Source organism: Pseudomonadaceae bacterium SI-3 (assembly GCA_004010935.1).
Lineage (GTDB): Bacteria > Pseudomonadota > Gammaproteobacteria > Pseudomonadales > Pseudomonadaceae > Stutzerimonas.
The window spans coordinates 1,315,604-1,341,186 of record CP026511.1; the positions used below are offsets into that span (position 1 = coordinate 1,315,604).

The 25,583-nt window shown below is 59.5% G+C and carries 25 protein-coding genes; 17 read left to right on the forward strand and 8 right to left on the reverse strand.

What is annotated here, in order from left to right; translation table 11 throughout:
* Window positions 1–8: 8 nt before the first annotated feature.
* Genes C1896_06325 through C1896_06335 form a run of 3 tightly spaced genes read right to left on the reverse strand, consistent with a single transcriptional unit; the run spans window position 9 to window position 1,446 of the window.
* Entirely contained in the window at window positions 9–425 is a 417-nt protein-coding gene (locus C1896_06325; GenBank protein AZZ44564.1) for a curli production assembly protein CsgF, read from the reverse strand.
* A complete protein-coding gene (locus C1896_06330; protein AZZ44565.1) occupies window positions 422–805 on the reverse strand; it encodes a curli production assembly/transport protein CsgE in 384 nt (127 codons plus the stop codon). Before C1896_06330 ends, C1896_06325 begins: the two co-directional genes overlap by 4 nt.
* Window positions 802–1,446 (reverse strand): DNA-binding response regulator, encoded by a 645-nt coding sequence (locus C1896_06335; protein AZZ44566.1) that lies wholly within the window; start codon window positions 1,444–1,446, stop codon window positions 802–804. The genes C1896_06330 and C1896_06335 overlap by 4 nt, the downstream gene beginning before the upstream one ends.
* A 235-nt stretch (window positions 1,447–1,681) precedes the next feature.
* Here C1896_06335 and C1896_06340 point away from each other — a divergent pair, with 235 nt between their 5' ends.
* The 4 genes from C1896_06340 to C1896_06355 all read left to right on the forward strand — a co-directional run bounded on the left by C1896_06340 (window position 1,682) and on the right by C1896_06355 (window position 4,765).
* A complete protein-coding gene (locus C1896_06340) occupies window positions 1,682–2,317 on the forward strand; it encodes a LysE family translocator (GenBank protein AZZ44567.1) in 636 nt (211 codons plus the stop codon).
* 99 nt (window positions 2,318–2,416) lie between these two features.
* A complete protein-coding gene (locus C1896_06345; protein ID AZZ44568.1) occupies window positions 2,417–2,881 on the forward strand; it encodes a glyoxalase in 465 nt (154 codons plus the stop codon).
* Window positions 2,881–3,705, forward strand: coding sequence for an oxidoreductase (locus C1896_06350; protein ID AZZ44569.1), 825 nt, complete (start codon window positions 2,881–2,883; stop codon window positions 3,703–3,705). Before C1896_06345 ends, C1896_06350 begins: the two co-directional genes overlap by 1 nt.
* Window positions 3,706–3,790: 85 nt before the next feature.
* The gene (locus tag C1896_06355; protein AZZ44570.1) at window positions 3,791–4,765 is read left to right on the forward strand and encodes a short-chain dehydrogenase; all 975 of its coding nucleotides are present in this window, start codon (window positions 3,791–3,793) and stop codon (window positions 4,763–4,765) included.
* 25 nt (window positions 4,766–4,790) lie between these two features.
* Here the strand turns inward: C1896_06355 and C1896_06360 are convergent, their stop codons facing one another.
* Window positions 4,791–5,666 (reverse strand): hypothetical protein, encoded by an 876-nt coding sequence (locus tag C1896_06360; GenBank protein AZZ44571.1) that lies wholly within the window; start codon window positions 5,664–5,666, stop codon window positions 4,791–4,793.
* A gap of 201 nt (window positions 5,667–5,867) precedes the next feature.
* On the opposite strand from C1896_06360, the gene C1896_06365 reads away from it, so the two are divergent.
* Window positions 5,868–6,059 carry a hypothetical protein gene (locus C1896_06365; protein ID AZZ44572.1) on the forward strand — a complete coding sequence of 64 codons (192 nt, stop codon included), beginning with the start codon at window positions 5,868–5,870 and terminating at the stop codon, window positions 6,057–6,059.
* A 6-nt stretch (window positions 6,060–6,065) separates the two neighbouring features.
* Here C1896_06365 and C1896_06370 read toward each other — a convergent pair whose 3' ends face one another.
* From C1896_06370 to C1896_06385, 4 genes are all read right to left on the reverse strand, one after another.
* Complete coding sequence (locus C1896_06370) at window positions 6,066–6,605, reverse strand: hypothetical protein (protein AZZ44573.1); 540 nt, start codon at window positions 6,603–6,605, stop codon at window positions 6,066–6,068.
* 77 nt (window positions 6,606–6,682) lie between these two features.
* Window positions 6,683–7,444, reverse strand: a complete 762-nt coding sequence (locus C1896_06375; GenBank protein AZZ44574.1) for a PAAT family amino acid ABC transporter substrate-binding protein — start codon at window positions 7,442–7,444, stop codon at window positions 6,683–6,685.
* A 153-nt stretch (window positions 7,445–7,597) separates the two neighbouring features.
* Window positions 7,598–8,320: an RNA-binding protein gene (locus tag C1896_06380; protein AZZ44575.1), complete on the reverse strand. Its 723-nt coding sequence runs from the start codon at window positions 8,318–8,320 to the stop codon at window positions 7,598–7,600.
* A 96-nt stretch (window positions 8,321–8,416) separates the two neighbouring features.
* Window positions 8,417–8,596, reverse strand: coding sequence for a hypothetical protein (locus C1896_06385; protein ID AZZ44576.1), 180 nt, complete (start codon window positions 8,594–8,596; stop codon window positions 8,417–8,419).
* A gap of 378 nt (window positions 8,597–8,974) precedes the next feature.
* On the opposite strand from C1896_06385, the gene C1896_06390 reads away from it, so the two are divergent.
* The 12 genes from C1896_06390 (at window position 8,975) to C1896_06445 (ending at window position 25,530) form a co-directional block, all read left to right on the forward strand.
* The gene (locus C1896_06390; GenBank protein ID AZZ44577.1) at window positions 8,975–11,317 is read left to right on the forward strand and encodes a membrane-bound PQQ-dependent dehydrogenase, glucose/quinate/shikimate family; all 2,343 of its coding nucleotides are present in this window, start codon (window positions 8,975–8,977) and stop codon (window positions 11,315–11,317) included.
* Window positions 11,318–11,407: 90 nt separating this feature from the next.
* Window positions 11,408–12,244, forward strand: a complete 837-nt coding sequence (locus C1896_06395) for a GntR family transcriptional regulator (GenBank protein ID AZZ44578.1) — start codon at window positions 11,408–11,410, stop codon at window positions 12,242–12,244.
* Between the two features lie 760 nt (window positions 12,245–13,004).
* Window positions 13,005–14,165 (forward strand): hypothetical protein, encoded by a 1,161-nt coding sequence (locus C1896_06400; protein AZZ44579.1) that lies wholly within the window; start codon window positions 13,005–13,007, stop codon window positions 14,163–14,165.
* A gap of 42 nt (window positions 14,166–14,207) precedes the next feature.
* Complete coding sequence (locus C1896_06405) at window positions 14,208–14,741, forward strand: capsular biosynthesis protein (protein ID AZZ44580.1); 534 nt, start codon at window positions 14,208–14,210, stop codon at window positions 14,739–14,741.
* On the forward strand, window positions 14,741–16,942 hold the full coding sequence (locus tag C1896_06410) for a lipopolysaccharide biosynthesis protein (protein AZZ44581.1): 2,202 nt from the start codon (window positions 14,741–14,743) through the stop codon (window positions 16,940–16,942). The genes C1896_06405 and C1896_06410 overlap by 1 nt, the downstream gene beginning before the upstream one ends.
* 157 nt (window positions 16,943–17,099) lie before the next feature.
* The gene (locus C1896_06415) at window positions 17,100–18,446 is read left to right on the forward strand and encodes a UDP-glucose 6-dehydrogenase (protein ID AZZ44582.1); all 1,347 of its coding nucleotides are present in this window, start codon (window positions 17,100–17,102) and stop codon (window positions 18,444–18,446) included.
* 14 nt (window positions 18,447–18,460) lie between these two features.
* A complete protein-coding gene (locus C1896_06420; GenBank protein AZZ44583.1) occupies window positions 18,461–19,849 on the forward strand; it encodes a polysaccharide biosynthesis protein in 1,389 nt (462 codons plus the stop codon).
* Window positions 19,849–21,078, forward strand: coding sequence for a glucosyltransferase (locus C1896_06425; GenBank protein AZZ44584.1), 1,230 nt, complete (start codon window positions 19,849–19,851; stop codon window positions 21,076–21,078). The genes C1896_06420 and C1896_06425 overlap by 1 nt, the downstream gene beginning before the upstream one ends.
* A 171-nt stretch (window positions 21,079–21,249) precedes the next feature.
* Window positions 21,250–22,374 carry a GDP-mannose 4,6-dehydratase gene (gene gmd / locus C1896_06430; protein ID AZZ44585.1) on the forward strand — a complete coding sequence of 375 codons (1,125 nt, stop codon included), beginning with the start codon at window positions 21,250–21,252 and terminating at the stop codon, window positions 22,372–22,374.
* A gap of 2 nt (window positions 22,375–22,376) precedes the next feature.
* Window positions 22,377–23,345 (forward strand): GDP-fucose synthetase, encoded by a 969-nt coding sequence (locus C1896_06435; protein ID AZZ44586.1) that lies wholly within the window; start codon window positions 22,377–22,379, stop codon window positions 23,343–23,345.
* A gap of 213 nt (window positions 23,346–23,558) precedes the next feature.
* Window positions 23,559–24,803: a hypothetical protein gene (locus C1896_06440; protein AZZ47553.1), complete on the forward strand. Its 1,245-nt coding sequence runs from the start codon at window positions 23,559–23,561 to the stop codon at window positions 24,801–24,803.
* Window positions 24,766–25,530, forward strand: a complete 765-nt coding sequence (locus C1896_06445) for a glycosyl transferase family 2 (protein ID AZZ47552.1) — start codon at window positions 24,766–24,768, stop codon at window positions 25,528–25,530. The genes C1896_06440 and C1896_06445 overlap by 38 nt, the downstream gene beginning before the upstream one ends.
* Window positions 25,531–25,583: the final 53 nt, after the last annotated feature.

Genomic DNA, 25,583 nt, shown 5'->3' on the forward strand with positions numbered 1-25,583 from the left:
CTCCCTGGTTATTGACCAATGATAATTTCGGATACTTCGCCGGTTACCCGGTCGGTGATTTCGACGATCAGTAGTCCTGCATCGCCGTTGTAGGCTCGAACGAAGAAGTCTGTGGTCGTGAGCGAGCCGGTTTCGCCTGCTTGCGCATCCCTAAGCAAATCACTCAGCAGGCTTGATTCGAGCTGGCTGGTAAGGCGCTCCAAGTCGGAAGGTCGCTCGTAAATGGAGCGGTCATATCCGACCGCATCCGGATCCTTCTTGTCGTTCTGCGCCTGGGCACTGCCCAGCAGCCATGCACCGTTGAGGGGGCTGCCGCCAAACGATGGATTCACTGGGGTGTACACCAGTTCGGTGGCACTGAGGCCGGAGCTAAGCAGCAATCCGGCCAGGAAGACGCCGGTGATTTTTTGTTGTGGCCGGTTCATAACTCATCCTTCGCGAGGTCAATGGTGTCTTCGAATAGTGCTTCGACTTTCCTACGGTTTATCTCTTGCAGCACGAAATCCGCCGCTTCATAGGCGGTCTGTTCCATGTCGCTGACGTTCGGTTGCAGAAAGCGGCGATACAGCGGCTGGTTGTCCTGCTCCACCCAGACCAGAATCCCCCAGCGCGCCGAGGGACGCTCTTTGACGGCCAGGTTGAAATCCAATGCGCTGGTGTCGTTGAGACGTTCACAAAACTTGCGGTAGAACTCCTGGCCGGAGCGTGAAACCGTATTGTTGGTGATGAATCCCTTGAGCTCGGCCTCGTCGGCACCGGCCTGGATGCTGAGCAGCAGCATCAGACCCAGGCAGGCCATCTTCATATCCCGGCCTCGCCGACATGCCCCAACACGAGCGATGCGCCCTGTGCGCGGTTGGAGGCACCCAACTTGCCCAAGGCGTTATGGATATGACTCTTGATGGTGTGGGTGCTCAGATGCAGGGACTCGGCGATTTCGGAATTGGAAAGACCTTTGCCGGCAAGTGCCAGGATCTGTTTTTCCCGTACCGACAGGTCGTCGATGGCACGCGAGGCATGGGTGAGCTGACGGTAGCGGCCCAGCAGCTTTTCCATCAGCGCACGGGGCAGCCAATCGCCGCCTTCGAGCATCACGCTGATGCCGCGGCTGAAATTACCCCGGCTGGTGTTCGGGTAGAACACGCCCTTGATCCACGGGTGCTGTACCAGCAGACCGCGCGCCTGGTCAGCTTGGGCATTGATCAACGCGGTTGGGGTGTCGCGCAGCTGCCGGAGCAGGCGCAAACAATCAACTTCCGTGAAGCTGCCAACGTCGAGCAGAATCAGATCCGCGTCGATTACGCCTGGACGAAATGTGCTGCTGCGCGTCAGACGCAATTGTGGGCCACCGTGGAGATGCTGATGAAGCAGGCCGTCCAGCAATTCGCTGTTGGACAGCAAGACAAGACGAGAAGAAGCGACGACCGCAGGGGATTCATCGAACATATGCATATCCTTTGCAGAAGTGACTGGGAGTAGCGCCCGTGATCCTTGCCGGGACTGGCGCTTTGACATTGCTCGGGAAAAGATAGTTCAGAGCGGTGACAATAAAAAGTCATTGTTGCGAAATAGTGACTGTTTTCCGACGAGCCACATCGCTCTAGCGGTCGAGGGTGGTGGCAGACAGACGCATGCTGGACTACATTTATTGGTCTTTTTTCGCGCGCAATGGGAGCAGGCGATGTCCGATCCAACGTTCTGGCTGGTGTTTTTCTCGGCCGCGCTGGCACTGAATCTCTCGCCAGGGCCAGATCTGTTGTTCGTGCTGTCGCGCACCCTGTCCGGCGGGCGCCGGGTCGGTGTGGCCTCAGTGTGCGGCGTTTGCAGCGGTGCCTTGGTTCACGTCGCCGCGGCTGCGCTGGGGATATCCGCCATTCTCGCCACCTCGGCGCTGGCCTTCGCTGTGGTCAAGTATGTGGGTGCGGTCTATTTGCTGTATCTCGGCGTTCAGGCATTGCGCTCTGCCGGGTCGGTCGCGGCGCTCAACGTCAAAGCGGCTCCGAAGGTCACCCTTTGGCAAGCTTATCGCCAAGGCATTCTCGTTGACGTCCTCAATCCGAAAGCGGCGATTTTCTTTATGGCGTTTCTGCCACAGTTTGTACGCCCCGACCAAGGCGCCATAGCCCTGCAGCTTCTGGTACTCGGCGTGCTGGTTGTGCTGGTGGCGGTGATTGTGGAATGCGCCTTGGTTTTCCTGGCGGCTCGGGCGAGCTCGGCGTTGCGTAGTAACCGTCGCTTGAGTCAATGGATCGACCGCGTGCTCGGCTCGGTCTTGATCGGTCTGGGGATTCGCCTCGGCTTGGCTGAGCGTACATAGCGTCCAGACCCAGATATGGGAACGTCAGCCCCGGTTTCGGTCTGAAGGGTATGCGGTACGCTTTTATAGGCGCAGCCGCGGCAACCGAAAGGAGCGCTCATGTCTCTGTACAGCAAGAACACTACGTCCAATCTGATTCCCTGTCTGCGCTATCGGGATGTGCCCGCAGCGCTGAAATGGCTTTGCCAGGTTTTTGATTTCGAGCAGCAGCGTGTAGTCGAAGACGCGCAAGTCGGGGTCATTCACGCGCAGCTCAGTTTTGGCAGCGGCATGCTGATGCTGGGGCCGGTGGCCGATTCGGACTATGGCCGCCAGGTCAGGCAGCCGGACGAAGTCGGTGGCGTCTCTACTCAAAGCATCTATGTGATCGTCAACAGTGCCGACGCCCTCTATACCAAGGCCAAGGCCGCCGGCGCGGAGATCGTTGTCGAGCTGAAGGACGAGGACTATGGCGGTCGTGGGTTCAGTTGTCGCGACCTTGAGGGGCACCTGTGGAACTTCGGCACCTACGATCCGTGGGCCGAGCCGGTTGCCGAGCAGAACGCACCGCGGGGGGACTGCTGATGCGTAACCTCAAATTCGCCGACGGCGCTAGCGTTCCCGTAGTGGGGCAAGGCACCTGGCACATGGGCGAGAACCCGGCCGAGCGCAGCAATGAGGTAGCTGCCCTGCAACTGGGCATCGAGCTGGGCATGACGCTGATCGATACCGCAGAGATGTACGGCGAAGGCGGTGCTGAAGAGGTGGTCGGCGAGGCGATCCGCAATCGCCGCGATCAGGTCTTTCTGGTCAGCAAGGTCTATCCGCACAACGCCAGCCGCAAAGGCGTGCCCGAAGCCTGTGAGCGTAGTCTGCGGCGGCTGGGCACCGAGTGCATCGACCTGTATCTGCTGCATTGGCGCGGGCAGTATTCGCTGGCGGAAACGGTCGAAGCGTTCGAGCGATTGAAAGACGCGGGCAAGATTCGCCGTTGGGGTGTATCCAACCTGGATCTGGACGACATGCGCGAGCTGGATGCGCCGGACTGTGCTGTCAATCAAGTGCTCTACAACCCGCAGGAGCGGGGCATCGAATTCGATCTGCTGCCTTGGTGTCAGGCGCAGGGGATGCCCGTCATGGCCTACTGCCCGATAGGACAGGGCGGGGATCTGTTGCGCCACCCGACGATGCTGGAAGTGGCCCAGCGGCATAACGCAGAGCCCGCCCAGATAGCACTGGCGTGGGCGCTGCGTCAGCCCAGCGTACTGGTGATTCCAAAGTCATCAAACCCGGCCCATCTTCGAGCAAACGCCAGCGCGGCGGAGTTGACGTTGCACGCCGATGACCTGGCCCTGCTCGACGAGGCCTTTCCGCCCCCGTCGCGTCCACGCCCATTGCAGATGGTCTGAAACTCCGCTTGCTGGACGAGGCAGGGGAATGTTTGTCTCGCGGTAGCTGTCAGCTTATGACTGACAGCAAACCGGAGAAGCGAACATGAGCGAGTCCAGACTCGACGGCGTGGTGGTGGTCATCACTGGCGCCTCCAGCGGTATCGGCCGCGCAGCAGCACAGGCGTTTGCGCGTGAGCAGGCCCGGGTGGTTCTGGCAGCGCGCGACGAGGAAGCGCTGCACGAAGTGGCCAACGAATGCCGCGCTTTGGGGGCCGAGGCGCTGGTGGTGCCGACCGACGTGACGCTCAGCGATTCGGTCGAGCAACTGGCCAGCGCGGCGGCCGAGTTTGGCCGCGGGCGTATCGATATCTGGATCAATAACGCCGGGGTCGGTGCTGTCGGGGCCTTCGACGAGACGCCAATGGATGCGCACGAGCAGGTCGTGCAGACGGATCTGATCGGTTATCTGCGCGGGGCACATGTCGTCCTGCCGTATTTCAAACAGCAGCACGGCGGCGTGCTGATCAATACGCAGTCGGTGGGTAGCTGGGTACCGCAGCCTTATGCGGTGGCGTACTCGGCGAGCAAATTCGGGCTGCGCGGGTTTTCCCATGCGCTGCGTGGCGAGCTGGCGCGGTGGCCGGGCATTCATGTCTGCGATGTGTATCCCTCGATGGTGGATACCCCCGGTTTCCGGGACGGCGGCAATTTCGCCGGTCGCTCGCTGCAGCCGCCACCGCCACTGTGCGATCCCCGTCAGGTGGCCGACGCGATGGTCAGTCTCGCCCTGCATCCGCGGCATACGACATCCGTTGGGCTGACGGCGACGCTGCTTCGTTTCGCCCATTTCATTACGCCAGGCTTCGACCGCTTGTCCGGCCTGCTGACCGGTGCGGCCTTGGGCCGTGCCGACCGTGTCGCGCCGTCCTCGGGAAACCTGTTCCATCCGGCGTTGGGCGAGCGTCGAATCGATGGCGGCTGGCGCAGTGATGAAAAGCCGCAGCGTAGTTTGTTGCTAGCCGGGGGTATTGCCGCAGCGGGCGTAGTCGGGCTGCTACTGGCTCGCCGGCGGCGTTAGCGTTTCATATGCCGGCGGCGGCTGGTCAGCGAGTCGCCGGCAGGCAGTCCAACGAGCTGAGGTCGCGCCTCATATCCTGCAGACGCTCATCAAGATGACGACGCTGGGTTGCGTTGGCCATGTCGTACAGGTCGATCACCAAGTCGATTGTGGCCTGTTCGACGGCCGGGAAGGCAGCGCGATAGGGCGCTGTCCAATAGACCTCACGGTCTTGAAGCAGCCGGGCGATGCGCTCGTCAAAATTTGCCTGTTCCCGGTTGCGAACGGCCTCGACCAGGGACCGCTGCCACTGGGCGCGGTTATCGAGCCAGAGCTGATTCTGCTCGCTAAGCGCTCTAGCCCACTCGTGGATGCGTTGGCGTTGAGCGGCGCTGGCTTTGCCTAACCATTGCTCGACGCGTTCTTGCATACGGTCGGCTCGCTTACGGATTTGCTGGTCCAGCGGTGGTTCCAAGTATTTCTTCTCGCGCTCCTGGAGGTCTTTCTCAAACTGATCGTCCAGTTCACGCACCTGCCTGTCTTCAAGGTCGCGAAGCAGTTGGACGGTAGTTGGGGTAATTTCCAGCGCGATCGTCTGAATCGCCTCTTGGGCGTTCTCATAGTGTGCTCGTAGCGCGGACTCATTCAGCGAGCCCCGGCGGACCTGAGCCTGCAAGCGTTCGATAACATCCAGATAGCCGGGTAGCTGAGTACGGCAGTGCCAGCTGATGTGCTCCCGCAGCTGCGTACGAAAGCGCGTCTGCTGGTCATGATTCATGTCCAGGTAATCGTTGAGCGACCAGGGGATCAGCAGATCCAGGTTTCGGTAGGCCAGATTCATGCGGCTGCAGCCGGTCAGCACAACGGCACACGCCAGCAGGACCAGAATCGATTTACGCCCAAGCACCTGCCTGATCTGCATTGCAGTCCTCGTCGGGTTGTCGTCGGGATGTCGGAACGGGTTTCGGTTGCGTTGTTCTGTAGAGCCGCTAGTACCTCGTCAGTTCGAGGCGAAACAGCAACGGCTTGTTTCTGCGAGAAAACGCCGGCGGTTGTGGTCCTAGTTCAAGAGAGCGTCGCAAGCGCGACGCTCCGAAGCTGACAGCAAATAGCGGAGGTGAATATGCAACGCACGATCAAGCATCTGACCGGAGATGAAGTACCTCAGGGTTGGCGGCCAACCTGGGTCACCTGTTGGGTGGTCGAGATCGATGGGCAAACGATTGCCGGCCCGTACGCCACCGAAGCGGAAGCGCAGGCAGTGCTGGATGGGGAGCAAGACCCCAAGATCTCGCAAACACCTACGCCACAGTGATGGCCGTCAGAGGCATTGAGTAGCGCAGGGATCGTCTCTTTCGGGGAGCGGGGGAGGCGGCTCGACGAGCTGGGAAACCAGCTCCAAAGCTTTCTCGAACGAAGGATAGCCGCTCTGCGCAACGTCCAGCCCGGCATAGGCCTGGCGATATTCTTCGGCCTTGACCGCGTTGCGCTCATCCAGCAGGTAGGGTTCCTGGTAGATTTTGTATAGCAGCGCTACGGCGTGCGGGTGGCCCTTGGCGCTGGCCTGTTCGAGTAGGCGCAGGACCTGTTCCGGTTGTGGGCCTTGGCGGATCAACAGCAGCGCCTGGTAGAACTCGGTCTCGCCTCGTTCATCGAGGCGAGCGCTCCGCTCGAGCAGCGCATCGGCGAGTTCATAGCCGTTTTCGTCGCCGATGGAAATGAGGATCTTGGCCTGCAGCAAATCGTTCTGATAGAGCAGCCGCTCCGCGCGGCAACTGCCGTCGCTGCCATATTGGTCACATGGCTGAGAGGCGCAGCCGCCCAGCACAACGAGCAGTCCGATCACCAGTGCGTTCTTCATTGCTGCCTTGTTCTCTCTATTATTTAGTGTGTCAGCGCGTGTTCTGACCCGCGTATGGGATAACTGTTCAGCCTGTTTTACTGCACAGTGGCAATGGGCTGCAGTCCGTAATGGAACAGGAGGATCTGCCACTCGGGGTTCTCTGGCAAGTTCTCCACGAATCGGGCGAGATACTGGGTGGCAGCTTGGCCAAGCGCATCGGCGACCCATAGATGTCGAGTGAACTGGTACAGCGGCGTATTTGAGACGTACAAATCCTGGAGCTTTTTCTCTTTCCGGTAGTAGAGCAGGGTAGAGCGCGGAATCAGCAAAGTGGCGATGCGACCTGACAGCAGCTTCTCGATGTTTTGAAGGTCGCCCTGGGCGTTCTGGCGCTTGATTGCACCGCTGGCGATATCCGCTTCGAGCCCTTCGTATCGGTGCCCGAGCACGCCTCCCAAGACAAGGTTGTGTAGCGATTCGGGGTTTTCATACTCAAAGGGGGCATCGGGCAGCGAAACAAAGTCCTGTTGATCGATCAGTAGCGGCACCGACCATTTGCCGTTGGCTGCTTGCTCGGCAGTGAAGAAGTTCGGAGTGGCCCAGAGCAAAACGCCAGGTCGCTCTCGTGCTAGCCGCATATCGACGCGCTTGCGCGGCAATTTGACTAGCTCGAAGCGAAAGCGCTGATTGTTAGCGGCGTCGTTGTTGAGCAGGTCGACGAAAGCACGCGAAAGTCCCTCGCCGTTTTCGAGAATGAACGGTGGTGAAAAATGATACGTCCACACCTCGACTCGTTGTTGAGCCCCGCAGATCGAGGGCAACAGAACGAACGTCAGCAACAGGACGAATCTGTGCATTGGTGATCCTGTATCTCGGAATGGCGAAATGCGGCAATCAGGGCCTGGCGCGGCGGCCGGTAGCTGATTTTGTATCCGGTTTCATTGGCACCAGCATAGTCCAGCGATCGCCAGGTGCGAGCCGTCAGGGGTTATGCAAGAGACGTCGCTAGGCTAGAAGCGTTCATGCTCGCCGAGAAAACGCCACTCTCCGACCGGCAGCTTGGCCATCGACAGGCGGCCGATCCGTATCCGCTTGCAGTTGAGCATCTCCAAGCCGATGGCTTCGCAGAGCTGACGCAGATCGCCGGCCTGCGGATTCTTAAGCACGACGCGCAGGCGGGTCTCGTTCTGCCAACTGGCCTTCGCCTTGGGCAGAACCCTGCCACGATGGCCGATCCCTTTGCCCAGCAACGCCAGGCCGCCTTCCTCCGGTTCGCCAGCGACTTCGACGATGTACTCCTGCTCTAGCATGTCGCGTGGATCGGCCAGTTTGCGGATCACCTCGCGTTGCTGGCTGAATATCACCAGCCCGCTGATGTCCTGCTCCAGCGGCAGCAGGGCGGTTTGACGTGCGTAATGGCGTTCGCGGGGTGCCTGGCGAGAGTTGTCGCCGCTCCAATGGCCGGCCTCAGCAAGTTGCTTCAGCACGTCAGCAGGTTCTGCAGCGGTGGGCTGGCCGGCGGGTTTGTGCAACAGCAGCGTGACCGGCGGCTGTTCAGTCGCGGTGGCGCCGGGCAGCAGTTCGATGCGCTGCTCGGCCACCTTGAAATAGGGCGTTTCGATGATATGCCCGTCGACGCTGACCCAGCCTCCCTCGATATACAGTTCGGCCTCGCGCCGGGAACAGCCGATCTGCTCGGCGAGGCGTTTGGACAAGCGTATCGGGTCGGTCATGGCAGGCTCGGGTGCTTCGGAAGGAGAAACCTGGCGAGCCACTGCAAACGGCTAAAAGCAGTGGGGACTCGCTTACTAGGTTAGGTGTTGCGGAGATTACTTCTTGCTGATGGTGATCTGGCGCGAAGGGCCTTGGGTCTGGCCGCTGACCCCGTTCGGGATCTTCTGCACTTCACCGCCGGACTTGAGGAAGGCTGCCATCTGGTTGGCTAGCGATTCGCTGGTTTCACTGGCAGGTTCGGGTTTGCGCTTGGCTGAGGAGGTCTTGGCGGCCATCGTTATCTGTTTCCTATGGTCAGTCGAACCGGACATTATACAGATCTGGCTAATTTTTGTTCGATTTTTTTCGCTGGCCTTGATTTTTCTGTGTGCATTCCTTGCTTCGCACGTGTTTCCGCGGATCGTTGTCGTTGCGCTTAGCCTGGCGGCAGACAGATTAGCGGCAGATGCGATAGCGGGCTTGGGTCGTCGGTAAGAACGCTCAGCGATTTTTCCCCTAAACGGGGGAGCATTCTCGCCCGTGTCCGGTCCACTCAAATACGGGGTCTGGCGAAGCGATCGTCTGCCCCGGCACAAAGACAGGCAGGGGACGCTCGCGGCAAAGTTATTTGTTTCGTCATCTCCAGCCCCGGACAAATGGAAAAGGAGCGGAGAGTGGCGGTCGTCATTAGTGCAATCCTGTGCATCATCCTGGGCCTGGCGCTTGCTGTCGGGGGTTGGAAAGTTATCGCGCTCGGCGGTACCTGGTATTTCGCAATCCTTGCAGTCGGCTTTCTGCTCACGGGCGCTTTGCTGTTAGCTCGGCGCCGTGCGGCGCTTTGGGTCTACTCGCTGGTAATGCTTGGCGCGCTGGGCTGGGCAATTTACGAGGTCGGCTTCGACTGGTGGCAATTGGCACCGCGCGCCAGCATTATTGGCCCGCTTGGGCTGTGGTTCCTGACGCCCTGGATTGCCCAGCGACTGGGTTGGCAACACTTCGGTGCGCGCGCCTGGGGCGGTAGCGCTATCCCGCTGATGATCGCGGTGGCGCTATGGGGCGCGACGGCTCTGCACGCGTTGACCTCCGACAGCAGTGACATCAAGGGCATGCTGCCGCCGCCTTTGGCTGCTGCGCCAGCGGCCGAGGTGAACACCGCTGATAACGTGCCAGCCAGCGATTGGCATGCATACGGTCGCACCCAGCACGGCACGCGCTACTCACCGCTCTCGCAAATCACGCCAAGCAACGTCGAGCGGCTAGAAAAGGTCTGGTATTACCACACCGGCGATATGCGACGTCCAAGCGATCCCAACGAGACCACTTACGAAGTCACGCCGCTGAAGATCGATGACAGCCTGTTCATCTGCACGCCGCACAACTTCGTGATCGCGTTGGATGCCGAGACCGGGGAAGAGCGCTGGCGCTTCGATCCGGAGGTTCCGGATTCGACCAATCGGCAGCATCTGACGTGTCGCGGTCTGTCCTATCACACCAGCGAGACCCCCGTGGAGGGACAGGCCTGCCAGCAGCGCCTGTTCATGCCCACAGCGGATGCGCGCCTGATCGCATTGGACCCCGAGACCGGCAAGGTCTGCGAATCATTTGGCGAAAACGGCGCGGTGAATTTGTGGAAGAACATGCCGAACGTCACGGAGGGTTTCTACTATTCCACCTCGCCACCGGTTGTGGCTAATGACCTGGTTATTGTCGGCGGGGCGGTCAACGACAATGTCTCGACCACCGAGCCATCTGGCGTCATCCGGGCGTATGACGCAATCACTGGCGAACTGAAGTGGAACTGGGACCCGGGCAATCCGGAACAGACCGCACCTATCGCGCCGGGCGAAACCTACAGCGAGAGCACGCCGAACAGCTGGAGCATTTCCAGCGCCGACGAGGAGCTGGGGCTGGTGTTCGTGCCGATGGGTAATCAGGTTCCGGATCAGTGGGGCGGCAACCGCAGCGAGAACAGTGAGCGATTCTCGTCTTCCATCGTCGCGCTGGATCTGGAAACAGGGCAGCTGCGCTGGGTATTTCAGACCGTGCACCATGATCTCTGGGACATGGATGTGCCGGCGCAGCCAAGTCTTGTCGACATCCAGACCGAGTCGGGCATGGTCCCCGCACTCGTTCAGCCGACCAAACAGGGCGACATCTATGTATTGGATCGCCGCACGGGCGAGCCAGTGCTGCCGGTGCGCGAGGTGCCCGCGCCGCAAGGTGCCGCGAAGGGCGATTATGCTGCGGCTACGCAACCTGTGTCGGCACTGTCGTACGAGCCGCCGAAGCTGCAGGATTCCGATTTGTGGGGCGCGACCTTCATTGATCAGATGATGTGTCACATCCAGTTCAATTCGTTGCGTTACGAAGGGCGTTACACGCCGCCTTCGACCCAGGGTTCGCTGGTCTACCCTGGCAATTTCGGGGTGTTCAACTGGGGTGGGGTAGCTGTCGATCCGGTCCGGCAGATGGTGTTTAGCGCACCGTCCTATTTGGCTTTCACCTCAACGTTGATTCCGCGCGAGAACGATGAGAAGGCTTACGTCTCCGACAGCGAACCGCACCTGAACGAAAACTTCGGCGCGCCGTTTGCGGTGGACCTGAAGCCGTTCGTGTCGCCGATCGGTCTGCCGTGCACTGCGCCGCCATGGGGTTACGTGGCGGGCGCCGACCTGCGCACGGGTAAAACCCATTGGCTGCGCAAGAACGGTACGGTGCGTGACCGGGCACCGGTGCCGCTGCCTTTCGAAATGGGTGTGCCGAGTCTGGGCGGGCCGGTGATCACTGCGGGCGGGGTGGCGTTCCTCTCCAGTACGCTGGATTACTACGTGCGCGCCTATGACGTCACCACCGGTAAGCAGCTTTGGCGGGCACGGTTGCCAGCGGGCGGCCAGGCGACGCCGATGACCTATCAGAGCCGTTCGGGGCGCCAGATGGTCGTGGTCGTTGCCGGCGGTCACGGGTCGCTCGGCACCAAGGCCGGGGATTCGGTCATCGCCTACGCACTGCCGCGATAACGACGTTCCCGCGTGCGCGCCGCAGCGGTGCGCACGCGGCAAGCGGGTGGCCTGCTAGAATCGCCGCCTTCGACCCAGAGGAATCGCTACATGGCCGCAATCGGGCGCTTCAACAGCCTGCAAATCGTCAAGCACACCGGTTTCGGCCTTTATCTGGATGGCGGTCCGGATGGCGAAATCCTGCTGCCCAACCGCTACATTCCGAAAAACACGCCGACGGAGGTCGATGACTGGCTGAACGTCTTCATTTACCTCGACAGTGAAGACAAGCTCATCGCGACCACCGAGAAACCCAAGGTGCAAGTCGGGGAATTCGCTAGCCTCAAGGTCGCCGAGATCAACCGGATCGGGCTGTTTCTCGACTGGGGGCTGCCCAAGGATCTGCTGCTGCCTCACTCTGAAGAAAAGCGGCCGCTCAACGAGGGCGATTATTGTGTCGTTCACGTCTACCTCGACAAGCACACCCGTCGCATCACTGCCACTGCGCGGTTAGACCGTTACCTGGACAAGACGCCCGCGCGTTACAAGGTTGGCGAAGCCGTTGACCTGTTGGTGGTGGAGCCCACCGACCTCGGGCACAAGGCGATCATCAACGGCAAACACTGGGGCCTGATCCACAAGAACGAGGCCTTCAAGTTCCTGCGTGGCGGCATCCGCGAGAAGGGCTACATCAAGGAAGTTCGCGCGGACGGCAAGATCAGCCTGAGCCTTCAGCCGGTGGGCAGCGAGGCGGCTGATGCATTGCAGGCGCTGATTCTGCAGAAGCTGCAGGAAAACCAGGGCAGCCTGCCGGTCAGCGACAAGACCGCCGCAGACGAAATCGCACGCCTGTTCGGCGTCAGCAAGGGCAACTTCAAGAAAGCCATCGGCGGCCTGTACAAACAGGGGCGCATCGCTATCCATCCTGATCGTATCGAGCTCGCCTGAGCAGGCCGGGCGATCCCGTCGCCCGCCCTTGGCATCGCTGCAGTTAGCAGTGTGTCTGTTCGACGCCAGATGGCGAGTTGATGCATTGGCTCGCTGCCCCTAGCGAGAAAGGTTGTAGCGTCTCGTCCATCTGATCGAGGTCGTTGCGGCCCTGTCTCGCCCCATCAAGCGGCAGCTGCTGACCGCTGATCCTCGGCTGGTCTTATTCAGGCTCACGACACGGAACTCGCTGCTCTCGCGCTGGGTCCAGAGAGGGACCCTGATGTTTTTAGGCGTCTCGGAGCCTAGCGGGAAGGCCGCTCTGGATGCTGACAGGGATGTGTTTCGCATTGTCTTGCAGGTTCAGAGCATAACCATCTGTGCTGCTCTGGGTGCCTGTTTGTTCGTATGGGCCCATCAGCGCTGACCCGCGCCGCACGGCACGATGATGCCGGGCTAATAACAAGACCTAAGCCAACGGTACGTTTCGCCATCGCTCGATCCAGTGATCGAACGCTAAGCGCGGCTTGCTTGTGGGCGAGTGGTCAGCGGATGTTCCGTTATAGGCGCCGTGCCAGGGGCGGTAGCGTGTTTGAAATGGCTGTATCGGGCTGCTGCAGGAGAAAAACGGTTGACGATCGAAAAAGAGGCCCGCTGATCGAATGTGCAACTGTCTGGGATATTTGCGGTCTGTTGCGTGTCTATGCCTCCTCACAGCAGCCAGGCGACGCAGCCAGAGGGTAGGTATGCACCACAATTTATCTCCGAGAAGGGATTCTATATGAGGAAGATCACACTTCCATGCTTGCCGCTACTGTGCCTTGCAGCCACTCAGAGCTGGGCACAGGACGACGAACCCCGGTACATACAGCTGGGAGGGTTCGAGTTCACCCCAACGCTGGTTGTGCGCGAAAGCTACGACGACAACTACCGCGGTCTGTCGGACAACGAGCAGGCATCCTGGGTCACCGGTATTAATCCAACGTTCGTGCTGGGAACCGGTAATCGCAACAGCGAGTATGAGCTTGAGTACTCGTTCAACAGCGATATCTTCCATTCGGATTCCGAAGCCAGTAACACCGACCATCATCTGCGCCTCAGAAGCGCCATGGAATTCACTTCCCGGCATCGCCTGACTTGGGGTCTCGCCTACCACCGCGTGGAAGAGACCGCCGACACCGAGATCAACACCGAGAACGACAAGTACAGTACCGCCGTTGCCCAGGCGGCTTATCGTTTCGGAGCCCGCACTGCTCGCAACCAGCTGGAGTTCGGCACGCATTACGAGCAGCGTCGCTACCACAACAGCGACAACATCAACGCGTCGGAAGAGCGCGACAGTTTGATGTTCAACTCCATCTGGTTCCATCGGCTGGGTTCCAAGACCCGTTCGCTGGTCGAAGTTCGCCATACCGATCATGACTACAAGCTCTCCAGCGCACTGCGCGATAGCACCAACGTGGCGTTGCTGGGTGGTGCTACCTGGGATGCAACCTCCAAGACCTCCGGCACAGTCAAGTTGGGCGCCGAGCGGAAGGACTTCGACAGCGATCAGCGCGAAGACTTTACCAGCCCCATGTGGGAAGTCGGTGTCACCTACAAGCCGCGTAGCTATTCGGCATTCACAGTCAACTCTCGCCGTGCCTTCGACGAAGGCAATGATGGCGCCAGCACCATCAATGACTGGACCACCATTGCTTCCTGGGATCACGAATGGACGTCGCGGATCTCGACCGAGCTGCTGTATCGATTCTCGGACCGCGAGTACGAAGGGATTAACCGGGACGATGAGCGCACCGGCTACGGCGCAGGCGTGACCTGGTCACCTGATCGTTGGATCGACGTGACCCTTTCCTACCTCAGGACGGAAAACGACTCCAGTCTGAGCTCGGAAACCTACGACCGTAACGTTTATCTGCTGAGTTTCGACCTGAGCCTCTGAGCCCGGGTAGGACGTTAACCAGTGCCTAAGGAGGAGCCGCCGATGCGCATCCCGAACATGTTCAAACTCTTTTCACTGCTGCTGATGCTGGCGTTCAGCGCCGGTGCCGCCGCTGCGCAATACCAGTTGGGCTCGGGGGACGTCATTCGCATCAATGTGCATGGTGAGCCGGACCTGACCTTCGAAGAGATTCGCCTGACAGACGCTGGCACTTTCACCTTTCCCTTCATTGGTGAGGTGGACGCCAACGGCAAAACCCCAGGTGAAGTGCGCAACATCCTGGTCGAGAAGCTGAAGGATGGCTATCTGATCGATCCGCGCGTATCGGTATCGGTTGCCAACTACCGCGAGTTCTACATCGCCGGTGAGGTAAAGCTTCCAGGCGGCTATCCGTTCCAGCCCGGCCTGACGCTTGACCGCGCCATTGCGCTTGCTGGCGGGCTGACCGAGCGTGCTTCGACCAAACGCATGACTATCGTGCGCGGCTCGCAAGGCAGCCGCGAGGAAGAGAAAGCCACCATGAACACCCTGGTTCGCCCTGGCGACACGATCAACATCGATGAAGGATTCTTCTGATGAATAGCCCAGTTCGCCCGGATCGACCATGGCAGCGCCCCGCTGGGCCTGCGGCTGATAGTGACTTCATAGATCTGAAAAAAATCTGGCATGCAGTCTGGTCGCGCAAGTGGGGGATCATCCTGCTCGTGGCGGTCGTCGCGGTGCTGACCGTTTTCCTGCTGTCGCGCATGACGCCGATCTACAAGGCTGTCGCCACGGTCCTAATCGAGAGCAAGGGCACGCCAGTGTTGTCGTTCCAGCCGGCAGCCGATACCCCGGTTGAGCTCAGCGAGTATCTGCAGACACAGCTCAGCCTGATGCAGAGCCGTGGCGTTGCCGAGCGCGTCGTCCGTGATCTGAATCTGACCGAACACCCCGAGTTCGATCTGCGACAGCAGCCGGGCCCGCTGGTCGATGTTGGCGCTCTGATCGATATGGTCACAGGCGAAGAGCCAGAGCCGATCACCGAAGCGCAGGTCATGGATTACGCCACCCAGCAGTTTATGGAGCGTACTTCAGTCTGGGTCGAGGGCAAGAGTCAGCTGGTTTATCTGTCGGTATCCATGGCGGATAACCTGACTGCCGCACAGGCCACCAACCGATTGGCGCAGGCCTATATCGAAGCGCAGCTGGAAGCGAAGGTCGACATGTCGATGACCGCTGCCAGCTGGATGAATGAACGCCTGGTTTCGTTGCGTGAGAACCTGCAGGCTTCGGAAGATCGCCTTCAGGCATATCTCGATGCGGAAGGGCTGGTCGACCTCGATGGTGTAGGCACCATCAGTGCCAACGAGCTGTCGCTTACTGGTGATCGCATGATCGATGCGCGCCGTCAGCGTGCTGAAGCCGAAAGCCAGTACCGCCAGGTCGAGTCCATGCGCAGCCAGGGCTGGGAGCGTCTGGCCAGCGTGCCGGCCGTTCTGGGTCATCCGCTGATCCAGCAATTCAAAGCTGACCAGGCCCATGCCCGTTCGCGTGTCGAAGATCTTTCGCGTCGCTACGGCAACCGCCACCCGGCGATGGTTTCTGCTCGGTCGGACCTCAATGCTGCCACCGCCAGCCTGAAACAGCAGGTCGAGCAGGTCGTCGCCAGCATCGAGCGTAACTATCAGCTGGCCGTCGCCAATGAGAACTCCTTGAAGGCCTCCTTCGACGAGAACAAGGGCCGGATTCAGGATATCTCCCGCAAAGAGTTCAAGGTGCGTGACCTGCAGCGTGAGGTCGAAAGCGATCGTGCGCTCTACGACACCTTCATGACCCGCCTGCAGGAAACCACCGCGACCTCGGATCTCAGCTCTACCAATGCTCGGGTAGTCGATGCCGCCATCCCGCCAACCGAGGCCAGTGCGCCAAACAAGAAGCTGATCTTGGTGGTGGCGTTGTTCCTGGCACTGGTGCTGGGTATCGCCCAGGCGATCATCCGCGAAATTCTCGACAACACCTTCAAGAGCTCCGAAGAAGTCGAGTCCAAGCTGGGTCTGCCTGTCATGGGTATCGTCCCGCAGGTGCCGCGCAAGCTGCGCAAGGAAGTCAGCCACCTGTTCGAACGCAGCGGTGACAAGCGCTTCTGCGAAGCGGTACGGACTATCCGCACCAACCTGCTGCTGACCGAGGCAAGCCAGCCTCGTCAGGTGCTGGTGATCACCTCGACCGCACCGGGCGAAGGTAAGAGTTCGGTATCGGCCAACCTCGCATTCGCCATGGGCCAGCTGCATCGCGTGCTGTTGATCGACGCCGACTTGCGTCGCGCGACGCTCGACAAGGCGTTCGATTTCAAGCCGGGCACGCCTGGCCTGGTCAACCTGATCGGTGGCAATGCCAAGCTCGAAGATTGCATCCATACGGTCGGCAATGTGGACATGATCGCCGCCGGTGCGGTGCCATCCAATCCGCTGGAACTGCTGTCTTCGCCGCGCTTCGCCAAACTGCTTGAAGTGGTCAAAGGCCGTTACGACCGCATCATTATCGATTCGCCGCCGAGCCAGGCGGTCAGTGATGCGGCTGTTCTGTCCACGCTCGCTGATGCGGTGATCTACGTCGTCAAGTCCGATAGCACGCTGATCCCACATGTGCAGAAAGGGGTGAGCCAGCTGCAGAACAGCAATGCGCCGGTCACCGGCGTGGTACTCAACTACGTCGATATCGAGAAAGCCAAGAAGAACGGTCAGTTCCGTGGCTACTACGACCATTACGGATACAGCGAGCCACAAACGGTCTGACGACCGGCTCGTCAATCCATTACCGGGGTGTGTCCAACCATGCGATGGACACACCCCGGATTGACTATCTGCCCAAGCGAACAATTTGCGCCATCGGCCACCGAAAAGGGTCGCGCCGAGGCACGCCTGTATCAATGTATGAATCGAGGATCCTGCTATGAATATCACCGTCGTTGGAAGCGGCTACGTCGGACTGGTTACCGGAGCCTGTATCGCGGAGATGGGTAACACGGTTTACTGCGTCGACGTCGACAAGGCCAAAATCGATAACCTAAAGCAGGGCATTCTGCCGATCTATGAGCCGGGCCTCGAAGAGATCGTCACCGAGAACCATCAGACCGGCCGCTTGCTCTTCACCACGTCGCTCTCCGAGGCAGTCGAGCAGTCCGAAGTGTTTTTCATCGCTGTCGGCACTCCGCCGGGCGAAGATGGCTCCGCCGATTTGCGCTATGTACTGGAGGTCGCCAAGCAGATTGGTGACACGCTGACTGCTCCTGCAATCGTGGTGAACAAATCGACAGTGCCGGTCGGCACGGCGGACCTCGTGCGCGCAGCGGTTGCCGAGCGTCTTGAGGCGCGCGGCGTCGACATTGAATTCTCAGTCGTCTCCAACCCGGAATTCCTCAAGGAGGGTGCGGCGGTCAACGACTTCATGCACCCGGACCGCATCGTTATCGGTGCTGACAACGAGCACGCTCGTCAGGTCATGAGCGCGCTGTACGCACCCTTCATCCGAAATCGTCCGCGCACCATGTTCATGGGCATTCGCGATGCGGAAATGACCAAGTACGCAGCCAATGCCATGCTGGCGACCAAAATCTCCTTCATGAACGAGATCGCCAGCCTCTGCGAGCGCCTCGATGTGGATGTCGAGAATGTGCGCCTGGGTATCGGCTCTGACGAGCGCATTGGCTACCACTTCATCTATGCCGGCTGTGGCTACGGCGGCTCCTGCTTCCCGAAAGACGTCAAGGCGCTGATCAACATCGCCCATCAGAACGACTTCGAGCCCAAGCTGCTACAGGCGGTGGAATCGCGCAACGATCAGCAGAAGCATTCGCTGTTCAACAAGCTGTCCACCCACTTCAATGGCGACCTGAGCGGCCGCACCTTTGCGGTCTGGGGGCTGGCGTTCAAGCCCGGCACCGACGACATGCGCGAGGCGCCAAGCGTGGTGCTGATCAACAGCCTGATCAATGCCGGCGCCAAGGTGCGCGCGTTCGATCCGGTTGCCCGTGAAACTGCCCGCCGCGAGTTCCCTGAGAGCTGGTTTACCGACGGCCGTCTGCAGATTGTCGAGGGACAATACGAAGCCGCTATCGATGCCGATGCGCTGTGCCTGGTAACCGAATGGAAGCCGTTCCGCCGTCCGGATTTCCGTGCGCTCAAGCGCCTGCTGAACACCCCGCTGATCATCGACGGGCGTAACCAGTACGACCGCGAGCAGGTCAAGCGCGAAGGGTTCAGCTACTACGGCATCGGCCGTCAGCCGGTCCAGGCCTGAGCGAGGGGCAGCGAGTGAGCGCCATCGATCAGTCCAGCATGCGGCGCACTTCGTCCCCGGTCAGGGAAAGACTGGCTGCGCTGCTGCAGGCAAGCATGCGCAGCAAGCTGCTGCGCAATATCCTGACCGTGGTGACTGGCACCGCCGGTGCGCAGGCGATCACCCTGGCGTTCATGCCGGTGATCACGCGCATTTATGGTCCAGAAGCGTATGGGGTACTCGGCACCTTTCTCAGCGTCACGATGATGCTGATACCGGTGGCGGCGTTGACCTATCCCATTGCCATTGTGCTGCCCAAGCGCGATGGCGATGCGCGAGGTCTCGTGCGATTGGCACTGGCTACTGCGTTGTCGCTGTCGACAGTGGTCGCTCTGGCGCTGTACTTCTTTGGCGATCAGCTTGCCCGAACGCTCGAGATCGAGATCATTCAGCCATACCTGATGCTCATCCCGTTCGTGATGTTCTGCGGCGCGGCGCTTGAGATTTGCCAGCAGTGGCTGTTTCGCACCCAGCGTTTTCGTATCACCGCAAGTGTGGCGGTGGGGCATTCGTTGTTCTTCAACTCGATGCGGACCGTCGCTGGTCTGGTGCAGTCCTCTGCTCTGGTGTTGGTCTGCACCACCGCCCTGCAACAAGCGTTGCATGCGGCAATGCTCGCGTTGGCCATGCTGCGCGCCAAACCCCATGCGGATAACCATGCGGAAGACGCCGAGCAGGGCAGCCCCGGCATGCTCGAACTGGCTCGCAGGCACAGCGACTTCCCAAGGTTTCGTGCGCCGGTGATGTTAATCAACGCCGTGTCGCAGCATTTGCCGACGCTGGTGCTTGCTGCCTATTTCGGACCGGCTGCCGCGGGCTTCTTCGCTCTGTGCAAGCAGGCGCTGACGATGCCAACCAATCTGATCGGCAAGTCGGTCGCCGATGTGTACTACCCGCGCATCAGCCGTGCCATCCACGACCGCGAGCCGGTCGCCGCGATGCTGCTGAAGGCAACCGCCGCGCTGGGTCTGGTTGGCCTGGTGCCGTTTTCGCTGGTGGCAGTGTTTGGCCCATGGCTGTTTGCACTGGTGTTTGGTGACCAGTGGCATGTGGCTGGCGAGTACGCCCGTTGGCTGGCCTTGGCCGAGTACGTGATCTTCGTTTCGCGTCCATGCGTGGTTGCGGTCCCGGCGCTGTCGCTGCAGGCCCGCTTCCTGTTGTTCGAAATATTCAGCACCAGCTTGCGCGTGCTGTCGCTGTTCGGCGGTGCGCTGTTGATCGGCAGCGCCCTGGCCACCGTGCAGGCCTTCGCCGTCGCGAGCATCGTCATCTATTCGTCGCTGATGGTGATCGTGCTGATTGCATCGCGCAGGTGGTACGCGGCTCAGCAGAACGCCCAGCATTCAGAAGAGAGTTTCGATTGATGAAGGTTTTACATTTGGTTGCTGGCGAACTGACCGGGGGCGCCGCACGCGGTGCTTACTGGCTGCACCAGGGCTTGCGCTCGTTGGGTGTCGACTCGCGCGTCTACACCAACAGTCAGCAAACTCATGGCGACACCTCGGTGGTGTCGGTCAGTCGCAGCAAGAAAGACAAGATCATCAGCATTGCCAGAAGTCAGGCTGACCAGGCGTTTGCCAGCGTCTACCGCAAGCGCCAGTCCGGCATGTTCAGCGCTGGCGTCATGGGCGCCGATTTCACTGACAGCACAGCATGCCGTGAGGCGGACGTGGTGCATCTGCATTGGGTCAACGGTGGCTTCGTCGACATGAAGCACCTCGCCAAATTGCGCAAGCCCGTTGTCTGGACCATGCGTGACATGTGGCCAATGACCGGCGGATGCCACTACGCCATGGGCTGTGAAAAATTCACCACCGGCTGTGGCAGTTGCGATCAGCTTGGCAGCAACTCCGACCGAGACCTGTCGCGTTTCGTACTCAACCGCAAGCGCAAGTACCTGCCCGAGTCGATGAAGATGATCGGCATCAGCGACTGGGTTTCCGAGCAGGCTAGGCAGAGTCTCCTGTTCCGCGACTTCGACGTGCGCACCATCCACAACAACGTCGATGCCAGTGAGTTCTTTCCGCTGGACAAACAGCTGGCGCGGCAACTGCTTGGTATCGAGACCGAGAAGAAAATCATCCTGACCGGCTGCACCAGCGCAAAAGATACCTATAAGGGCTTTGGCAAATATCTGGAGATGCTCACGCACCTGGACCCGGCCAAGTACCACCTGTGCTTTTTCGGCAAGCTCGACCAGTCCGTCGCCGACGGCTTGGGGTTCGACTACACCTCGTTCGGCTACCTGCATGACAGCATCTCGCTGCGCCTGCTTTATTCGGCGGCAGATGTCTTCATCGCGCCGAGCCTGATGGAGGCGTTCGGCAAGACGTTGGCCGAAGCCATGGGCTGCGGAACCCCCGTGGTGTGCTTCGATGCCACAGGGCCGAAGGACATCGTGACGCACAAGCACGACGGTTATAAGGCTGCGCCCTTTGACGCTCAGGGTCTGGCAGAAGGCGTCGAGTGGATCAGCGGAGAGGCAGACTATCCGCAGCTTGTGCTCAATGCGCGAGAAAAAATCCTGACCACCTTCGACAGCCCCGTCATTGCCCGTCAATACCAGGCGCTGTACCAGGAAATGCTCGCATGAACAGTCCGTTCGTCCGCGCCGGGCAGGGCGGTAACGCCCCGTTAACGTCAACGGCCAACTATCGACTCAATCAGCTGCAAGGCGGGGCAGAGCGCTTGGTCGCCTCTGCGCTGTCTGCTCAGCATCAACTCAATACCCCTCTCGTCATCTGGAACCTACAGGTACTCTGAAATGGAAAAGAAACGCGCGCTGATCACCGGAATTACTGGCCAGGACGGTTCCTATCTCGCTGAGTTTCTGCTGGAAAAGGGCTACGAGGTACACGGCATCAAACGCCGTGCGTCGTCGTTCAATACGCAGCGGGTCGACCACATCTATCAGGACCGTCACGTTGAAGACCAGAACTTCGTGCTGCACTACGGCGACCTGACCGATTCGTCGAACCTGACCCGCATCATCCAGGAAGTCCAGCCGGACGAGGTCTACAACCTCGGTGCGCAATCCCACGTCGCGGTCAGCTTCGAGTCGCCTGAATACACCGCCGATGTCGATGGTATGGGCGCCTTGCGCATCCTTGAAGCCATTCGCCTGCTGGGCCTGGAAAAGAAGACACGCTTCTACCAGGCCTCGACTTCCGAACTCTATGGCCTGGTCCAGGAAATTCCGCAGAAGGAAACCACGCCGTTCTACCCGCGTTCTCCTTATGCGGTGGCCAAGCTCTATGCCTACTGGATCACCGTGAACTACCGCGAAGCCTACGGTATGTACGCCTGCAACGGGATTCTCTTCAACCACGAGTCGCCACGCCGTGGCGAGACCTTCGTGACGCGCAAGATCACCCGGGGCCTGGCTAACATCGCCCAGGGGCTCGAGACGTGCCTGCACATGGGCAACCTCGATGCGCTACGCGATTGGGGACATGCCAAAGACTACGTGCGCATGCAGTGGATGATGCTGCAGCAGGATCAGGCCGAAGACTTCGTCATCGCCACCGGCGTGCAGTACTCGGTGCGTGAGTTCATCAAGTGGTCGGCTGCCGAGCTGGGCGTTGAGCTGCGCTTCGAAGGGAGCGGCATCGAAGAACGCGCCATCGTTGCCGGTATCGAAGGGGACAAGGCGCCGGCACTGAAGGTCGGTGACGTCGTTGTCCGTATCGATCCGCGCTACTTCCGTCCCGCGGAAGTGGAAACCCTGCTGGGCGATCCGAGCAATGCCAAGAACAAGCTGGGCTGGACGCCTGAGATCAGCGTGCAGGAAATGTGCGCCGAAATGGTTCGTGAGGACCTCAAGGTCGCCCAGCGCCATGCCCTGCTCAAAGAGCACGGTTTCGAAATTCCAGTGAGTGTGGAGAACTGAATATGAATCGTGACGCACGTATTTTCGTTGCGGGACATCGTGGCATGGTGGGTTCTGCGATCGTCCGGCGCTTGCAAGCGCTGGGATACACCAACCTCATCACGCGCGGTCGTGAAGAGCTGGATCTGGTCGATCAGGCGGCCGTCAATGCCTTCTTTGCTGAAAACAAAATCGATCAGGTGTACATGGCCTCGGCCAAGGTCGGCGGTATCCACGCCAACAACACCTATCCGGCCGAGTTCATCTATCAGAACCTGATGGTCGAGGCGAACATCATCCACGCAGCGCACGTCAACGATGTGAACAAGCTGTTGTTCCTCGGCTCGTCCTGCATCTATCCAAAGCATGCCGAGCAGCCGATGAAAGAAGAGGCGCTGGTGACCGGCGTGCTCGAGCCGACCAATGAGCCTTACGCGGTTGCGAAAATCGCCGGCATCAAGCTCTGTGAAAGCTACAACCGCCAGTATGGACGGGACTATCGCAGCGTCATGCCGACCAATCTCTACGGTCCCAACGACAACTTCCATCCGGAAAACAGCCACGTGGTGCCAGCGCTGCTCAAGCGCTTTCACGAAGCGACCCAGCGTGGCGACAACGAAGTGGTGATCTGGGGCAGTGGCAAGCCTCAGCGTGAATTTCTCCATGTCGACGACATGGCCGCCGCCAGCGTGCACGTGATGGAACTGGACGACGAAACCTACCAGGCCCACACCCAGCCGATGCTTTCGCACATCAACGTCGGTACTGGCGTGGACTGCAGCATTCGCGAACTGGCGGAAACCATTGCGCGGGTCACTGAATACCAGGGTGAGTTGAAGTTCGACAGCAGCAAGCCGGATGGCACGCCGCGCAAGCTGATGGATGTCTCGCGCCTCAAGGCACTGGGCTGGCAGTCGAGCATCAGCCTGGAAGATGGTCTGCGCGACGCCTATCGCTGGTTCGTCGAAAACCAGCACCAGGCGCGTCACTGACCGAAAAGAGTAGCCGCCAGGGATGCATCTTGCGGCCGCGGACCTTTCTTCCGCTGCTGTTGTCCATCCATGGCGCACGTTTTCCTCGCCGCAGTGGGCCGCCTCATCCAAGTCATCAGGATGGGCTGCTCGGTTCTATGTTTCGCCACGTCAATCGGATACTGGAGAGAGCGCTTGTTAAGGAAAGTTCTGGCGTACAAGAATCTGTTGTTCATCCTGTTACTGCTGAACTCGACCTGCTTCTTCCTGACGGATGACAAACGGGCCGGGATCGCGTACTTCCAAGAGCTGTTCTTGCTGCTGGTGGTGGCGGCAACGGCCTGTCTGTTCGTGGCGTGGAAATGGGTCTATCAGTCCAAGACGAGCCTGTGGATCATTTTCATGGGCTGCCTGTTACCAGTGATCTCGGCGGTACTCGCCAACCTGAACTTCGGTCAGCCGCTAGCGTATGGCTTGCTGGAAGAACGTCGTTTCTTCCAGTACCTGGTGTTCTTCCCGACGCTGTTCTTGTTGGTCAAGGCATCTCCCACCCAGGAAGAGCTGGCGAAGTACTTTCTCTATGTCGCACTGTTTTGCGCGACGCTGGGCTTTGCCTACTACTTGGGGATCATTCCCCAGAACCAGGTTGCCTCGTTCACCGTCGATGACTGGACGCAGTATGAAGACCTGCTGCGCCCGAACCGCTTTCGTATCGGCTCGCCGTTCGTGACCGTTGCCGTGTTCATGGTGATGTACAGCATGAAGGACCGCGTCACTCTTGGGCGGCTGGCCATTCTTCTCTATTTCGTCGCCTACCTTTGGTTGGTCATGCAAACACGCCAGACCATGCTGGTCTGGGCGCTGGCCGGGGTATGGATTTTCCGCAAGCGTATCGACTCGTTAATGAAGCTGAGTGCGCTGGGTGTGATGGTTCTGGTGGTGTCGTATCTGCTGGTTCCGGAGTTTTATCACGAGCAGTTCGCACGCTTCGACGCCTTGCTGTTCGATGCGACATCCGGACCTGGGGTGCGCGACACGACTGTTTCGGTGATTCTCGACGCCATTAGCGCCAACAATTATTTCGGTATGGGCGCGCTGTCCCTGCAATGGAATGGCGGGTTCTCAAGGATCTATAACTCGCACTTCTATCTGGCGGATGTCGGAATATTCGGCGTCTATCACCGCTACGGTTTCCTGACGCCAGTCGTAGTCCTGATGTTCTATGGCGGCTTTATCTGGGTCATGCGCCAGTGTTCGGACAAGGGCAACCTTCTTGCCGCATTACAGCTTTCGTTCGTGGTGAGCATGCTGAATATCACGCTGTCCAACGCGCTGACGTTCTCGGGCGACGTGTATGGAATGGCGGCTGCGTTCTTCCTCTATTACGCCAAGTTACAGATGGCGGATGCTCCTCTCAATGCAAATCTAGAACAGGTGAATTATGGTCAGTTTCAGTATCGTAACTATAAACTGGAATAATTTTGATGGCCTGAAGGAAACCTATCGGAGCCTGGCCAGCCAGACTTACCGGAACTTTCGCTGGATCGTGATTGACGGTGCGTCAAAAGATGGTAGTGGCGAGTGGCTGCGAAGCCTGGATGACAGTCAGGCAGAAATCACAATAGAGCCGGACAAAGGCATCTACGATGCAATGGAAAAAGGGCGTCAAAGAGCCGTTGAGACCCCCGGCTATACCCTGTTTCTAAACAGTGGCGATTCCTTTGCTGATCCGAATGTACTTGAGCGGATCAATGAAGAATTAACGAAAGCCACCGTCGAACCAAAATTCATTTACGGCGATTTTTATCGCAAAGAAGCTAGCGGCGAGTTGAAGCGTACCGCCGCTCGGCCCATTGATCGCGCACCGCTTGGTTTGCCGGCTAGCCATCAAACGATGTACTTCGAGAACGAGCGGCTGCAGCGGTTCAAGTTCCGGTTGGATTACAAGTTGTCGGCCGATTACTGCTTGCTGCTCGAATTTCTCCAAGGACTGGACCTGCAAGCTGAAGTTCTTCAGTTGCCTTTCCCGCTGTGCATTTTCGATACAACCGGTGTTTCACATAAACGACGCTTCGAGGCGATTCGTGAAGACATGGATATCAGGCAGCGCTTTCTGAATTTTTCCAAACCTAATGCGTTAGCGCTCTATGCGCTGCATTACGTGCATACGCATTCCAAGCAATTGCGCGCCTCGTTGGGGCGCTGAGCAACAGGTAACCGACCTAAGAAAAATGGACTGTCAAAAGAACAGGGTGCAGG

Bases quoted from the DNA above. Each gene is read 5' to 3' on its own strand.
- C1896_06370 (AZZ44573.1), bottom strand. From the start codon at position 6,605: ATGAAGAACGCACTGGTGATCGGACTGCTCGTTGTGCTGGGCGGCTGC.
- C1896_06360 (AZZ44571.1), bottom strand. From the start codon at position 5,666: ATGCAGATCAGGCAGGTGCTTGGGCGTAAATCGATTCTGGTCCTGCTG.
- C1896_06425 (AZZ44584.1), top strand. From the start codon at position 19,849: ATGAAGGTTTTACATTTGGTTGCTGGCGAACTGACCGGGGGCGCCGCA.
- C1896_06340 (AZZ44567.1), top strand. From the start codon at position 1,682: ATGTCCGATCCAACGTTCTGGCTGGTGTTTTTCTCGGCCGCGCTGGCA.
- C1896_06335 (AZZ44566.1), bottom strand. From the start codon at position 1,446: ATGTTCGATGAATCCCCTGCGGTCGTCGCTTCTTCTCGTCTTGTCTTG.
- C1896_06405 (AZZ44580.1), top strand. From the start codon at position 14,208: ATGCGCATCCCGAACATGTTCAAACTCTTTTCACTGCTGCTGATGCTG.
- C1896_06365 (AZZ44572.1), top strand. From the start codon at position 5,868: ATGCAACGCACGATCAAGCATCTGACCGGAGATGAAGTACCTCAGGGT.
- C1896_06375 (AZZ44574.1), bottom strand. From the start codon at position 7,444: ATGCACAGATTCGTCCTGTTGCTGACGTTCGTTCTGTTGCCCTCGATC.
- C1896_06350 (AZZ44569.1), top strand. From the start codon at position 2,881: ATGCGTAACCTCAAATTCGCCGACGGCGCTAGCGTTCCCGTAGTGGGG.
- C1896_06330 (AZZ44565.1), bottom strand. From the start codon at position 805: ATGAAGATGGCCTGCCTGGGTCTGATGCTGCTGCTCAGCATCCAGGCC.
- C1896_06415 (AZZ44582.1), top strand. From the start codon at position 17,100: ATGAATATCACCGTCGTTGGAAGCGGCTACGTCGGACTGGTTACCGGA.
- C1896_06395 (AZZ44578.1), top strand. From the start codon at position 11,408: ATGGCCGCAATCGGGCGCTTCAACAGCCTGCAAATCGTCAAGCACACC.
- C1896_06385 (AZZ44576.1), bottom strand. From the start codon at position 8,596: ATGGCCGCCAAGACCTCCTCAGCCAAGCGCAAACCCGAACCTGCCAGT.
- C1896_06410 (AZZ44581.1), top strand. From the start codon at position 14,741: ATGAATAGCCCAGTTCGCCCGGATCGACCATGGCAGCGCCCCGCTGGG.
- gmd (AZZ44585.1), top strand. From the start codon at position 21,250: ATGGAAAAGAAACGCGCGCTGATCACCGGAATTACTGGCCAGGACGGT.
- C1896_06435 (AZZ44586.1), top strand. From the start codon at position 22,377: ATGAATCGTGACGCACGTATTTTCGTTGCGGGACATCGTGGCATGGTG.
- C1896_06380 (AZZ44575.1), bottom strand. From the start codon at position 8,320: ATGACCGACCCGATACGCTTGTCCAAACGCCTCGCCGAGCAGATCGGC.
- C1896_06325 (AZZ44564.1), bottom strand. From the start codon at position 425: ATGAACCGGCCACAACAAAAAATCACCGGCGTCTTCCTGGCCGGATTG.
- C1896_06400 (AZZ44579.1), top strand. From the start codon at position 13,005: ATGAGGAAGATCACACTTCCATGCTTGCCGCTACTGTGCCTTGCAGCC.
- C1896_06445 (AZZ47552.1), top strand. From the start codon at position 24,766: ATGGTCAGTTTCAGTATCGTAACTATAAACTGGAATAATTTTGATGGC.
- C1896_06355 (AZZ44570.1), top strand. From the start codon at position 3,791: ATGAGCGAGTCCAGACTCGACGGCGTGGTGGTGGTCATCACTGGCGCC.
- C1896_06345 (AZZ44568.1), top strand. From the start codon at position 2,417: ATGTCTCTGTACAGCAAGAACACTACGTCCAATCTGATTCCCTGTCTG.